Source organism: Luteimonas sp. 22616, assembly GCF_052044325.1.
In the GTDB taxonomy this organism is placed as follows: Bacteria; Pseudomonadota; Gammaproteobacteria; order Xanthomonadales; family Xanthomonadaceae; genus Luteimonas.
Map to the genome: position 1 here is coordinate 1,068,985 of NZ_JBQEMW010000001.1, position 12,493 is coordinate 1,081,477.

Annotated in this window: 12 protein-coding genes and 1 riboswitch; of the genes, 4 read left to right on the forward strand and 8 right to left on the reverse strand. The window is 68.0% G+C overall.

Translation table 11 applies throughout. The annotated features are described in order from the left end of the window. Positions 1–18: 18 nt before the first annotated feature. The 6 genes from ACTJIL_RS05015 to lolA all read right to left on the reverse strand — a co-directional run bounded on the left by ACTJIL_RS05015 (position 19) and on the right by lolA (position 4,701). The gene (locus tag ACTJIL_RS05015) at positions 19–777 is read right to left on the reverse strand and encodes a helix-turn-helix domain-containing protein (protein ID WP_440754467.1); all 759 of its coding nucleotides are present in this window, start codon (positions 775–777) and stop codon (positions 19–21) included. 62 nt (positions 778–839) lie between these two features. Next, on the reverse strand, positions 840–1,157 hold the full coding sequence (locus tag ACTJIL_RS05020) for a DUF190 domain-containing protein (protein WP_440754468.1): 318 nt from the start codon (positions 1,155–1,157) through the stop codon (positions 840–842). Between the two features lie 17 nt (positions 1,158–1,174). Beyond that, the gene (gene crcB / locus ACTJIL_RS05025; protein ID WP_440754469.1) at positions 1,175–1,564 is read right to left on the reverse strand and encodes a fluoride efflux transporter CrcB; all 390 of its coding nucleotides are present in this window, start codon (positions 1,562–1,564) and stop codon (positions 1,175–1,177) included. A gap of 61 nt (positions 1,565–1,625) precedes the next feature. Beyond that, positions 1,626–1,693: riboswitch (Fluoride riboswitch) on the reverse strand. Position 1,694: 1 nt separating this feature from the next. Next, positions 1,695–2,999 (reverse strand): replication-associated recombination protein A, encoded by a 1,305-nt coding sequence (locus ACTJIL_RS05030; RefSeq protein WP_440755848.1) that lies wholly within the window; start codon positions 2,997–2,999, stop codon positions 1,695–1,697. A gap of 291 nt (positions 3,000–3,290) precedes the next feature. Beyond that, on the reverse strand, positions 3,291–3,977 hold the full coding sequence (locus tag ACTJIL_RS05035; RefSeq protein ID WP_440754470.1) for a hypothetical protein: 687 nt from the start codon (positions 3,975–3,977) through the stop codon (positions 3,291–3,293). 103 nt (positions 3,978–4,080) lie between these two features. Further along, the gene (gene lolA / locus ACTJIL_RS05040; protein ID WP_440754471.1) at positions 4,081–4,701 is read right to left on the reverse strand and encodes an outer membrane lipoprotein chaperone LolA; all 621 of its coding nucleotides are present in this window, start codon (positions 4,699–4,701) and stop codon (positions 4,081–4,083) included. Positions 4,702–5,003: 302 nt separating this feature from the next. Here lolA and ACTJIL_RS05045 point away from each other — a divergent pair, with 302 nt between their 5' ends. Then, complete coding sequence (locus ACTJIL_RS05045; protein ID WP_440754472.1) at positions 5,004–5,234, forward strand: DUF6289 family protein; 231 nt, start codon at positions 5,004–5,006, stop codon at positions 5,232–5,234. Between the two features lie 116 nt (positions 5,235–5,350). Here the strand turns inward: ACTJIL_RS05045 and ACTJIL_RS05050 are convergent, their stop codons facing one another. Continuing rightward, positions 5,351–7,705, reverse strand: a complete 2,355-nt coding sequence (locus tag ACTJIL_RS05050; protein WP_440754473.1) for a DNA translocase FtsK — start codon at positions 7,703–7,705, stop codon at positions 5,351–5,353. 191 nt (positions 7,706–7,896) lie between these two features. Then, on the reverse strand, positions 7,897–8,967 hold the full coding sequence (locus tag ACTJIL_RS05055; protein ID WP_440754474.1) for an alanine dehydrogenase: 1,071 nt from the start codon (positions 8,965–8,967) through the stop codon (positions 7,897–7,899). A gap of 250 nt (positions 8,968–9,217) precedes the next feature. On the opposite strand from ACTJIL_RS05055, the gene trxB reads away from it, so the two are divergent. The 3 genes from trxB to aat all read left to right on the forward strand — a co-directional run bounded on the left by trxB (position 9,218) and on the right by aat (position 12,434). After that, positions 9,218–10,171, forward strand: coding sequence for a thioredoxin-disulfide reductase (gene trxB, locus ACTJIL_RS05060; protein WP_386711189.1), 954 nt, complete (start codon positions 9,218–9,220; stop codon positions 10,169–10,171). Positions 10,172–10,360: 189 nt separating this feature from the next. Continuing rightward, on the forward strand, positions 10,361–11,488 hold the full coding sequence (locus tag ACTJIL_RS05065; RefSeq protein WP_440754475.1) for a GNAT family N-acetyltransferase: 1,128 nt from the start codon (positions 10,361–10,363) through the stop codon (positions 11,486–11,488). Positions 11,489–11,681: 193 nt separating this feature from the next. Then, positions 11,682–12,434: a leucyl/phenylalanyl-tRNA--protein transferase gene (gene aat / locus ACTJIL_RS05070; protein ID WP_440754476.1), complete on the forward strand. Its 753-nt coding sequence runs from the start codon at positions 11,682–11,684 to the stop codon at positions 12,432–12,434. Positions 12,435–12,493: the final 59 nt, after the last annotated feature.

The following is a 12,493-nucleotide window of genomic DNA, read 5'->3' on the forward strand; positions in this document are numbered from 1 at the left end:
CGGGTCAGGCCCGGCGCCTCAGGCGTGGCGCCGCTGTTCTTCCGGCGGCTCGCCGCCGTGCGCGAGGCGGACCAGTTCGGCCGGATCCAGGACATCGACCTGGCGCCCGGACACCGCGATCACGCCGTCGTCCTGCAGCCGGGTGAAGCCGCGGCTGACGGTCTCGATCGCAAGCCCGAGGTAGCTGGCGATGTCCTCGCGGCTCATCGCCAGCCGGAACTGCAGCGACGACTGGCCGATGTGGGCGAGGCGTTCGCCCAGCCCGTGCAGGAACAGCGCGATGCGCTCGTTGGCGTGGCGCCGCGCGAGCATCTCGGCGTGGTCGCGGTCCAGCGCGATGCTCTGGCCGATCACGCGCATCAGTTGCCGCTGCAGCCCGGGCAACTGTGCGGCCACCGCGGCCAGATCGTCGACCGGGACTTCGCACACCTCCGCCGGGTCCAGCGCGACCGCCTCGCAGCGGTGTTCGCCGTCGGCCAGCGCATCGAGCCCCATCAGCTCGCCGGGCAGGTGGAAGCCGATCACGCGCTCGTCGCCCGCTTCGCTGAGGCTGACGGTCTTGAATGCGCCATTGCGCGCGACGTAGATCGACGACAGCACGTCGCCGTGGTGGAACAGGCGTTCGTCGCGTTTCAGCGGGCGCCTGCGGCGCACCACTTCGTCCAGGCGCGCCATGTCGTTCACGCCGATGCCGGCAGGCAGGCAGAGTTGCCGCAACGAGCAGTGCCCGCAGCTCCGGCGCAGGGTGGCGAGGTCGATGGGCGTCGGGTCGGCCATGGCCCATTCTAGCCTTGTGGCGACGGGGCCTCGCCGCGCCATCGCGCCCGCGGCATGCCCGGTCAGCCGGTGGTGAACCCGAAACTGGCCGGCATCCGCACGTAGAACAACGCCAGGCCTTCGGCCGCGACGCGCGCCAGCAGGCGCCCGGCGTCGCTTTCCTCCAGTGCGAACACCACTTCCACCGGGAGAGTGCCCTGCAGCTCGACGAAGGCCTGCCGGTGGACCTGGTGGTGGTGGCCGTAGCCGCCGATCGAGCGGAATACCGAGCAGCCGGGCAACTGGAGCTCGCGGGCCAGTTCGACCAGCCATTCGTGCACCAGGCGGCCCTCGTGGCGCAGGTTTTCCTGCAGGTAGAACTTCAGGTAGATGCCGTCCATCGTGTCCTCCCGGTCTTTCAGGCGGCAGCAGCGCGCAGCGCCCGCAGCGTGGACAGCCCCAGCACCGTCATCGAAAACGAGCCGAGCACGTGCAGGGCCACGGTCGCCCCCGCCCAGGCGTACTGCTGGCGCAGCAGCATCTGCACGGTTTCTGCGGAAAACGTGGAGAACGTGGTCAGGCCGCCGAGCAGCCCGGTGATCACGAACAGGCGCCATTCCGGCGACAACCCCGGCGCGTGCGCGAACCAGCCCAGCGCCAGGCCGATGCCGTAGCCGCCGATGAGGTTCGCCGCCAGCGTACCCAGCGGCAGCGTTGCGTGATGCGGATTGAGCCAGAGCCCGAGGCCCCAGCGCAGCCAGGCGCCGATCGCGGCGCCGCTTCCGATGGCGAGCAAGGATGGGAACATGGATGTCTCCTGCGGTTGGCGCGGGCAGGAGGACGAAGATACGGCCTACCGTCCCGCAAGGGATCCGGTAGGCATCATCAGCCGCAGGCGTCGCGGTGGTTCGGGGAGGATGCCATCTCCTGAATGGCGATCATGCGCCGCCTTCGCCCCTGGCGCGATCCCGGGCTGCGCGCAGGCGATCGAGTTTCTCCTTGAGCTTGATCTCCAGCCCGCGCTCGACCGGCTCGTAGTACACGCGCTCGCCCATCGCGTCCGGGAAGCCGGTCTGGCCGAGCGCCACCCCGCCGTCGGCGTCGTGGTCGTACTGGTAGCCCTGCGAATAGCCGAGCTGCTTCATCAGCTTGGTAGGCGCGTTGCGCAGGTGCATCGGGACTTCCTGGGTGCCGTGTTCGCGCACGTCACGCTTCGCCGCACCGAACGCGACGTAGCCTGCGTTCGACTTGGCGGTGCTGGCCAGGTAGATCACCAGTTGCGCCAGCGCCAGGTCGCCCTCGGGGCTGCCGAGCCGGTCGTAGGTGTCCCAGGCCTCGATGGCCATCGCCAGCGCGCGTGGGTCCGCAAGGCCGATGTCCTCGACTGCCATCCGGGTCAGGCGCCGAGCCAGATAACCCGGATCGCAGCCGCCGTCGAGCATGCGCGCGAACCAGTACAGCGCCGCATCAGGATTGGAGCTGCGCACCGACTTGTGCAGCGCCGAGATTTGGTCGTAGAACTGCTCGCCGCCCTTGTCGAAGCGGCGGGTACGATCGGCCAGGACCTGTTCGAGGATGGCGTCGGTGATGGTGCCGCCCTGCCCTTCCTCGCTCTGCCCAGCAACGGTCTCGCCGGCGAGTTCGGCGGCGATCTCGAGCAAGGTCAGGCCGCGGCGCACGTCGCCGTCGGCGGCGGTGGCGATCAGCCGCAACTGGTCGTCGCCGATGGACGCGCCGCGTTCGCCGAGGCCTCGTTCGCTGTCGTCCAGCGCACTGTGCAGCGCGGCGCGAATGTCGTCCGGCGACACCGCCTCCATCACGTGCACGCGGCAGCGCGAAAGCAGTGCGGAGTTCAGTTCGAACGACGGGTTCTCGGTGGTGGCGCCGACGAAGACGATCGTGCCGCGCTCGATGTGCGGCAGGAAGGCGTCCTGCTGGGTCTTGTTGAAGCGGTGCACCTCGTCGACGAACAGCACCGTGCGCCGGCCCTCGGCAAACCGGTGCGCGGCTTCGGCCAGCACCTGGCGGACTTCCGGGAGCCCGGACAGCACGGCGGAGATCGCCTTGAACTCGGCGTCGGCATACTTCGCCAGCAGCAGCGCCAGCGTGGTCTTGCCGCAGCCGGGCGGGCCCCAGAGCACCATCGAATGCACGCGGCCGGATTCGACCGAACGCCGCAGTGCGGAGCCAGGCGCCAGCAGGCGGCGCTGGCCCACCATTTCGTCGAGCGTGCGCGGGCGCATGCGCTCGGCCAGCGGGCGCAGTTCGTCGCGGTCGACGTGGAGCAGGTCGGGTGTGGATTCGGTTCGGGTGGTCTTGCGGGCCAAGGGGTTGCGACGATGCAGGAGGATCGCAACACGATAGCAATTTGGCGTCGCGGCCGGTCGCAGCTGATCGCTCGAACGGAGCCTTCGCACTTGTAGGAGCGGCTTCAGCCGCGAGCTTTTCCGGGTGGCGGAGCAACCATCCAGGAGCTCGCGGCTGAAGCCGCTCCTACAAACGCAAAAGCCTGCCGCGCCCGCCCTTCGGCGATCTCAGCCGCCGGCCAGTGCGCCCAATTCCTGCATGCCCGCGCCCGGGCCGAGCTCGTAGTTCACCCGCAGCCAGGCCTTGCTGCGACGGTCGTACAGCGCCTCGATCTGCGCCGGCGAAGTGCCCTCGGCGCCGAAATCGGCAATGCCGCTGGCATTGATCCGCAGGTAACGGCTGCCCGCCTCGACGGTGGTGATGCGGTCCAGCTGCAGCCGCACCACCTGGCCCGTGAATTCCTGGCCCAGGCGTTCAACCACCCGGTCGTCGAGCTCGCGCACCAGCGTGGTGTCGTTGGGCACATCGCGCTCGCCGCTGGTGACACCGCCAAGGGTGATGTCCGGGTAGGCGGCGCTGTTGAACGTGGTGTCGTACAGGGTGCTGAAGCGGAATCCGATCCAGTCCTCGTCGCCCTCTATCCGCGCACGTCCTTCGCCGTTGACGATACGGTCGCGGATGCTGGCAGGCTGGACATTGACCCTGTCGAGCATGATCGACACGGATCGGCCGCCGAACTGTTCGGCCAGCGCAGTGATCAACACGCCGGCCACCGCGCCGTTGATCGCCTCCGTGCCGCCGACGGCAGACGTGGGTGCGGTAGGTACCGGGACCGGATTAGACGCCTGCGCCGTTGCCGCCGGCAGCATGCCGGAGCCGAGCAACAGGATCAGGAGCAGTGGCAAGCGTCGCATGGCATTCCCGTCGGCTGCCGGCGTATCGGTCGTGACTCCGGCTTCACCCTGCGAGAACGTAGACGGCCGCGCGAAGCGGCCGTCCCTTCCACCTGCCGTTCAGTCAGCCGGCGTCGACCACGTCCACGCCCTTGCCGGGCGTGTAGCGGAAGGTGCCCTTGGCGAACGCCGGATTCTTCTTCCAGCCGCTGAAGCCGATCTCGGTGCGCTGGCCCAGCATGTCGACCACTTCCATCTTCGCAAGCCCGTTGGCGTCGAAGCCCAGCCGCGCACGCTGGAAGCTGGCGTTCTCGTCCTGTTTCGGGGTCAGTTCCAGCCAATCGAGGCCGCCCTGCTCGCCGCCCTCGACGACGTTGAAGTCGCGATCCAGGCGGGCCGGGTCGATCAAGGTCGCCAGCGGCGAGTTCTGCTCCTCGGCGCCTTGCGCGCGCACGCTCACCTGTGACAGGTCGGGATCGTAGACCCAGACCTTGCTGCCGTCGGCAATGACCAGTTGCTCGTACGGCTTGACGTACTCCCAGCGGAACAGGCGCGGCGCCGACAGCGCGAGGCGGCCGCTGGAGCTTTCCTTGAGCTTGCCGTTGGCATCGAAGACGGTCTGCGTGAACTGGCCTTCGAGGCCCTTCAGGCCCTGGGTGAACGCATTGAGGTCGTCGCGCGCGCCGGCGAAGGCCGCGGTCGAGAACAGCAGTGCAAGCAGGGCAATCGATCGAATGGCGCGCATGGAGTGTTCCTCTAAAGGGGCGCGGCAAGTGTGCCGCCGGCTTGCTGAATACGCATGAAAATCGTCATGCCGCGGTTGCCCGCGGCTCAGTTGCCGGCCGCACGGCGACGGTGCCGTGCGCCACGTCATCGTCTCCCTGGCTGCGATCGACGCCGTTGTGGCGCTTCCGGCCAAACAGTTTGGCCGGGAATCCTGGACCGGTACGGAACCACAGAGATGAGCACCGCGTCATGGGTAGCCCTGCCGACATTGCGTACTTTGACATGGCAGTCACGAGGCTGCGTAGGGAAAAAGGAGCTTTCATGAGCAGGAAATTGCTTTTCGCCACGGTTCTGGTCGTCGCTGGTGCGGCCGCCATCGGCCCAAGCGCCGCCAATGCGCCGCCCCTCGGCACGGAACAATTCGAGGAATGGTTCGACAATGCCGGAAACATGGTCGGCTACGTGCACTGGACCTGCGACGGCCAGCGCGAGACCTGGGGGAGCCGCAACGGGCGCCTCACCGTCACCAGGCTGGCCTGCCCGAGTCCGTAAGTCGCACCGTGGCACCGGTGCAAGCAAAGCCCCATCACCATGCGGTCTTTCGCTGAACACCTGCCACATGGACAAGCGCCTCCGGGATGCCGGGGGCGCTTTCTTCGCAAGTGGCGCTACTTCGGCGGCGGTGGCGCCAGCACTGCGCGATCGCCATTGTGCTCGGGCGGTGACACCACGCCTGCGGCCTCCATTGCTTCGACCAGACGCGCGGCACGGTTGTAGCCGATCTTCAGCCGCCGCTGCACGCCGGAGATGGAAGCGCGCCGGGTCTCCGTGACGATGCGCACGGCCTCGTCATACAGCGGATCGCTTTCGTCGCCGCTGCTGCTTGATTCCGGCAGGCCGGTCGCGCCGACCACGACGCCGTCGCCCATGGTCTGCACTTCTTCCAGCACGCCCTCGATGTAGTCGGGGCCGCCGCCGCTCTGCTTCAGATGGTCCACGACCCGGTGCACTTCCTCGTCGGACACGAAGGCGCCATGCACGCGCTCGGGCAGCGCGGTGCCCGGCGGCAGGTAGAGCATGTCGCCGTGGCCGAGCAGCGTCTCGGCACCGGACTGGTCGAGGATCGTGCGCGAGTCGATCTTGCTCGACACCTGGAAGGCGATGCGGGTGGGAATGTTGGCCTTGATCAGGCCGGTGATCACGTCCACCGACGGCCGCTGCGTGGCCAGGATCAGATGGATGCCGGCGGCGCGCGACTTCTGCGCCAGGCGCGCGATCAGTTCCTCGACCTTCTTGCCGACGATCATCATCATGTCGGCGAATTCGTCGATGAAGATGACGATGAACGGCAGCGGCTCCAGCGGCAGCGCCACGTCGCTGGATTCCGGATTGGCCTTGAACAACGGGTCGAGCATCGGCTGGCCGGCGTCCTGCGCGTCCTTCACTTTCTTGTTGAAGCCGGCGAGGTTGCGCACGCCGACCGCGCTCATCAGCTTGTAGCGACGCTCCATTTCCGCCACGCACCAGCGCAGGCCGTTGGCGGCCTCCTTCATGTCGGTGACCACCGGCGCCAGCAGGTGCGGGATGCCCTGGTAGACGCTGAGCTCCAGCATCTTCGGGTCGATCATCAGCATCCGCACGTCTTTCGCCGATGCCTTGTACAGCAGGCTCAGCACCATCGCGTTGACCGCGACCGACTTGCCCGAGCCGGTGGTGCCCGCGACCAGCAGGTGCGGCATGCGTGCGAGGTCTGCCACGGTCGGCCGGCCGGCGATGTCCTTGCCCAGCGCCAAGGTCAGCGGGCTGCCGGACTTGTCGTATTCCTTCGAGCGCAGCAGTTCGCTGAGGTAGATCATCTCGCGGTGCGTATTCGGCGTTTCCAGGCCGATCACCGACTTGCCCGGGATCACGTCCACCACGCGCACCGACTTCACGCTCAGCCCGCGCGCGATGTCCTTGTCCAGCGAGCTGATCTGGCTGACCTTGATGCCCGGCGCCGGCTCGATCTCGAAGCGGGTGATGACCGGGCCCGGGTAGGCGCCCACCACCTGCGCCTCGATGCGGAAATCCTTGAGCTTGAACTCGATCTGCCGCGACAGAGTTTCCAGCGTGTCCTCGTCGTAGCCCTTGGGCTGCGGCTTGGGGTCGTCGAGCAGCGCCAGCGGCGGGATACCGCTGCCGTCGCCGACGTGGAACAGCGGGATCTGCTGCTCGCGCCGGGCACGGTCGCTCTTCTCCACCTGCGCCGGCGCCGGCGGCTCGATCTTCACCGGCGCGCGTTTGGCGCGCAGCTCGGTTTCGATCTTGCGGGTCTCGGTGCGTTCCTCGCGGTAGGCGCGCGCCTCCTGCCACTCGGCGGCCTGCTGGCTGCCGCGGCGGAACAGCGCCGGCAGTTTCAATACCCAGTGGCCGATGCGATCCATGACTGCCAGCCACGACAGGCCCGTGGCCAGCGTCACCGACACCAGCAGCAGCGCGAGCAGGAACAGGTTGCCGCCGACCGGCCCGAACCCGGCATACAGCGAGTTGCCGACCAGCCGGCCGAGGATGCCGCCGCTGCCGCCGGAGAAGTTCTCGGCGGCGCCGAAGCGCAAGTACAGCAGGCCGGTGGCCGAGACCAGGAAACCGACGATGCCCACGAGACGCAGCGCCGGCCCGAGGTCGGCCTCGCCATCGCCATCGCTGTCCATCCCGAACAGCGCGATCCAGGCGATCGCACCCAGCATCACTGGCAGCAGATAAGCGACGTAGCCGGTGAGGTGCAGCAGGATGTCCGCCAGCCAGGCGCCGACGCGGCCGCCGACGTTGTGCAGCGGCGCGGTCACGCTGCCCGAGTGCGACCAGCCGGGATCGTTGGGCGAGAACGAAAACAGGCTGGCCAGCAGGTACAGCAGCAGCGGCGCGATCAGGATCAGCGCGATGTCGCGCCAGAGGCGTTGCCGACGCGGATTCGGCGCGTTCGCGGCGTCCTTCGCCGCGCTCGCGCGCTGCCGCTTGCTGCGTTCCGTGATCGGGCGTGCCACCGTGTGGTCAGACCTTAAGAAGACCCTGCAATTGGATGATTCTACGCAATTATTGTCCGATTGCGACCACTGTCGCGGTTTATCGAAAGCCTTGGACAACCCGGCCATCCCGGTCCGCGGGAACAGCCATGGCCACGATTGGCCTGATCCGAACCGCCGCCATGGGCGCCCCCACAGCTTGTTGGAGGGGGCTAGAGCTTCATCCCCGCGAGCGCCGGGTGCACCAGCTTGCCGCCCTCGACGTTGATGCCCCGCACCAGCGCCTCGTTGCCGCGCCAGTCGTTGCCCGACGCCAGCTTGTTGACCCACGGCAGGATCGCCGCACAGATCGCCTGCGACGAGGTCTGCGGCACCGCGCCGGGCATGTTGGTCACGCAGAAGTGGGTCACGCCCTCCTCCACGTAGGTCGGTTCCTTCCAGTTGGTCGGCCGCGAGGTCTCGAAGCAGCCGCCCTGGTCGATGGCGATGTCGACCAGCACGCTGCCGTCTTCCATGTTCCTGAGCATCTCGCGCGTCAGCACGTGCGGCGCCCTGGCGCCGGCGACCAGCACCGCGCCGATGACCAGGTCCGCGGCGGCGACTTCGCGCGCGACCACGTCGTGGTACGGATACAGCGCGGTGACGTTGTTGCCCAGCCTCATCATCTCGTCCATGCGGTCCTGGCGCATCTCGAACACGGTCACGTTGGCGCCCGCGGCCGCCGCAAGCGCGGCCGATGCCCCGCCCGCCTTGCCCGCGCCGAACACCACCACGTTGCCGCGCGCGGTCGAAGGCAGGCCGCCGAGCAGCTTGCCCTTGCCACCCATCGGCTGGTGCAGCAGGTGGGTGCCGACCTGCACGCCGATCTTGCCGGCGACGATCGACATCGGCGCCAGCAGCGGCAGGTCGCCGTTGGGCAGTTCGACGGTCTCGAAGGCCACGCCGGTCAGACCGATGTCCAGCAGTTGCCGGGTCAACGCCGGCTCGGCCGCCAGGTGCAGGTAGCAGAACAGCAGGTGGTCTTTGCGCAGGTGCTGCAGGTCGCCGGCGATCGGCTCCTTGACCTTGACGATCATCTCGCCCTTTTCGTACAGCGCAGCAGCATCGGGCGCGATGTTGACGCCGAGCGCGGTGTAGTCGGCGTCCTTGAAACCGGACTTCACGCCCGCGTCTTTCTCGAGCCAGACCTCATGGCCGCGCTTGACCAGGTCGCCCGCGGCGGCTGGCACCAGTGCAACGCGGCCTTCGAGTGTCTTGGTTTCCCTGGGTACGCCGATACGCATGGTTCTCTCCGGATTCACGGTCGCAGGCTTGGTACCGGCGGACCCGACAAGGTGAAAGCCCGCACAGCGATGCGCGGGCTCTGTATTCGTTCTTGCGTGGCGGCAATGCAACGCATGGCGGCACGCTCAGGTCTGCTGCTGCACCTTGATAAGCGGCGTTGCGGTCGCCAAGCTATCGGTTCCGCAACGTCGCCCGGGTGGTGGTGTTTCCACCGCTTCCAGGCGCGTTTCATTCCGTTCGCGAGTATACATGAGCACTTCCAAGCACTGCCGCCTGCTGATCCTCGGTTCCGGTCCCGCCGGCTGGACCGCCGCCGTGTACGCGGCGCGCGCCAACCTCAAGCCCGTGGTCGTCACCGGCCTGCAGATGGGCGGCCAGCTGATGACCACCACCGAGGTCGACAACTGGCCCGGCGATGCCCACGGCCTGATGGGCCCGGACCTGATGGCGCGCATGCAGGCGCATGCCGAACGCTTCGAGACCGAAACGATCTTCGACCACATCCACACCGCGGACCTGTCCCAGCGCCCGTTCCGGCTCAAGGGCGACAACGGCGACTACACCGCCGATGCGCTGGTCATCGCCACCGGTGCGACGGCCAAGTACCTCGGGCTGGAGTCGGAGGAAAAGTTCAAGGGCCGCGGCGTGTCCGCATGTGCCACTTGCGACGGTTTCTTCTACAAGGACATGGACGTGGCCGTGGTCGGCGGCGGCAACACTGCGGTCGAGGAAGCGCTGTACCTGTCCAACATCGCCCGCAAGGTCTACCTGGTGCATCGCCGCGACACCCTGCGCGCCGAGAAGATCATGCAGGACAAGCTGCAGGCGAAGATCGCAGCCGGCAAGATCGTGCCGGTCTGGCACCACGTCGTCGACGAGGTGCTGGGCAACGACGCCGGCGTGACCGGGCTGCGGCTGAAGTCGGTGCTCGACGACAGCACGCGCGAGATCGACGTGCACGGTTTCTTCGTCGCCATCGGCCACACCCCGAACACCTCGTTGTTCGAAGGCCAGCTGGCGATGAACAACGGCTACCTGGAGATCCGTTCCGGGCTGGGTGGCGGCGCCACCGAGACATCGGTCAAGGGCGTGTTCGCGGCCGGCGACGTCGCCGACCAGCATTATCGGCAGGCAATCACTTCGGCCGGCTTCGGCTGCATGGCGGCGCTGGATGCGGAGCGGTTCCTGGACAAGGGCGAGTAGCCACGCTTGCGGACTGCCCTATCGGCAGTCCGTGTGGCTGCGAGCGCCCGGCCATGGATGGCCGGGCCGGGCGTTCCGAAGCCGGCATGAGTTGCGCCATGGATGGCATCGTGATCGCATGACGAAGCGATTGGCGCCACTACGATGAAGGATCCTTCTTCATCCGCGAAATCCGCAGGTTCCGCCTCCATGCCGACCATCCGCATCCTCGAACGCCTGGCCGACGTGCCGGCTACCGTCTGGGATGCCCTCCAGGACGGCCGCAACCCCTTCATCGCCCACGCCTTCCTCGAAGGCATGGAACGCCACGGCTGCGTGCGGGCGCAGTGGGGCTGGACGCCCCGGCACCTGACGCTCTGGGAAGGCGATGACCTCGTCGCGGCCGCCCCGGCCTACCTCAAGGACAACTCGCACGGCGAGTTCGTGTTCGACCACGCCTGGGCGCATGCCTATGCCCGCTACGGGCAGGACTATTTCCCCAAGCTGCTATGCGCGGTGCCCTACTCGCCCGTGACCGGGCCGCGCCTGCTGGCGCGCGACGAAGCCTCCCGCCAAGCCCTGCTCGAGGTGCTCGCGGCGACGGCGCGCGACGCCGGCCTGTCCTCGGCGCACGTCAACTTCCACACCGAAATCGAGGATGCGGCGTTCGGCCCGGAATGGCTGCAGCGCACCGACCTGCAATACCACTGGCACAACCGCGACGGCTGGTGCGATTTCGACGGCTTCCTTGCGGCGATGGACCACAAGCATCGCAAGAACATCCGCCAGGAGCGGGCACGGGTGGCGCGCGCCGGCGTGACGTTCCGCGTCGTGCACGGCGACGAGGCGACAGCTGCGGACCTCGACAGCATCCATGCGCTCTATCTGCAGACGTTCGCCGAGTACGGCAACCATCCCACGTTGACCCTCGACTTCGTCCGCCATCTGGCGGCGACCATGCCGCGCAGCCTGGTGCTGTTCCTCGCCGACCAGGAGGGCGAAGCCATCGCCGGCGCGCTGTGCCTGCGCGGCGGCGACACCCTGTACGGCCGCTACTGGGGCGCGTTCCGGCAGGTGCCGGGACTGCACTTCGAAACCTGCTACTACCAGGGCATCGAATACTGCCTGCGCGAGGGGCTCACCGCGTTCGAACCCGGCGCCCAAGGCGTGCACAAAATCGCGCGCGGCTTCCTGCCGACGCCGGTGCGCAGCCGGCACTGGATCGCCGACCCGGCGTTCGCCACTGCGCTGCGGAGCTGGTGCGAAGAAGAATCGGCCGAGGTTGGCCGGCACGCGGCGGCGCTGGCCAGCCACTCTCCGTTCCGTTCAACCGGATAGTCCCAGATTGCACGCCACTCTCATCCGGACACCGCTTCCGGCACGGATAACACGGAGCCCCTGTAGGAGCGGCTTCAGCCACGAGCTCTTTCCCGGCGGTCCAGCCAGATCAAAAGCTCGCGGCGGAAGCCGCTCCTACAAGGTTTTGCGGTTGCTGCACGAGTCCACCCGCGCAGTTCCTACAATGCCGCCAATGAACATCGAATCGCCCGCCTGGCTGGGCAACGATCCGCAAGCCCCCTTCCCGCCGGTGTCCCGCGCCCTGCGCGAGCCGGACGGCCTGCTGGCGGCCGGCGGCGACCTGTCGCCGGCGCGCCTGCTCGATGCCTACGCGCACGGGATCTTTCCCTGGTACTCGGAAGGCCAGCCGATCCTCTGGTGGTCGCCCGATCCGCGCATGCTGTTCCGCAGCGACGGCGTGCGCCTGTCCTCGCGGTTCCGGCGCGGCCTGCGCGGCAGCGGTTGGCAGGCCTGCGCCGATACCGCGTTCGAGGCCGTGATCGACGCCTGCGCCGGCACCCCGCGCCCGGGGCAGCGCGGTACCTGGATCACCCCTGCGATGCGCGCGGCCTATATCGAACTGCACCGCCTCGGGCATGCCCACAGCGTGGAGGTCTTCGATGGCGACCGCCTGGTCGGTGGCATCTACGGCGTCGCCATCGGCCGGATGTTCTTCGGCGAAAGCATGTTTTCCATCGCCAGCGGCGGGTCGAAGGTGGCGCTGGCCGCCCTCGCCCACCGGCTGCGGCAGTGGGGCTGGCCGCTGATCGATGCGCAGGTCGAGAACGACCACCTCCGGCGGCTGGGCGCCGAAGCCTGGCCGCGCGAGCGCTTCATCGCCACGATCGGCGACCTGTGCGGGCAGCCCGGCGTGCCGGGACGGTGGACGGAGCGATTCGGCAGGCTGTCGGCCAGCGAACTTGCTGCCCCGCCGACCGGCGGTTAACGGAAATTTTGCGCCACGGGCCGCCGCGTGGCAGAATACGCGGCTTGTCGGCCGTTTCC

Excerpts from the sequence above, each read along its gene's own strand:
- ACTJIL_RS05015 (WP_440754467.1), bottom strand. The coding sequence starts at position 777 with ATGGCCGACCCGACGCCCATCGACCTCGCCACCCTGCGCCGGAGCTGC.
- ACTJIL_RS05020 (WP_440754468.1), bottom strand. The coding sequence starts at position 1,157 with ATGGACGGCATCTACCTGAAGTTCTACCTGCAGGAAAACCTGCGCCAC.
- crcB (WP_440754469.1), bottom strand. The coding sequence starts at position 1,564 with ATGTTCCCATCCTTGCTCGCCATCGGAAGCGGCGCCGCGATCGGCGCC.
- ACTJIL_RS05030 (WP_440755848.1), bottom strand. The coding sequence starts at position 2,999 with ATGCGCCCGCGCACGCTCGACGAAATGGTGGGCCAGCGCCGCCTGCTG.
- ACTJIL_RS05035 (WP_440754470.1), bottom strand. The coding sequence starts at position 3,977 with ATGCGACGCTTGCCACTGCTCCTGATCCTGTTGCTCGGCTCCGGCATG.
- lolA (WP_440754471.1), bottom strand. The coding sequence starts at position 4,701 with ATGCGCGCCATTCGATCGATTGCCCTGCTTGCACTGCTGTTCTCGACC.
- ACTJIL_RS05045 (WP_440754472.1), top strand. The coding sequence starts at position 5,004 with ATGAGCAGGAAATTGCTTTTCGCCACGGTTCTGGTCGTCGCTGGTGCG.
- ACTJIL_RS05055 (WP_440754474.1), bottom strand. The coding sequence starts at position 8,967 with ATGCGTATCGGCGTACCCAGGGAAACCAAGACACTCGAAGGCCGCGTT.
- trxB (WP_386711189.1), top strand. The coding sequence starts at position 9,218 with ATGAGCACTTCCAAGCACTGCCGCCTGCTGATCCTCGGTTCCGGTCCC.
- ACTJIL_RS05065 (WP_440754475.1), top strand. The coding sequence starts at position 10,361 with ATGCCGACCATCCGCATCCTCGAACGCCTGGCCGACGTGCCGGCTACC.
- aat (WP_440754476.1), top strand. The coding sequence starts at position 11,682 with ATGAACATCGAATCGCCCGCCTGGCTGGGCAACGATCCGCAAGCCCCC.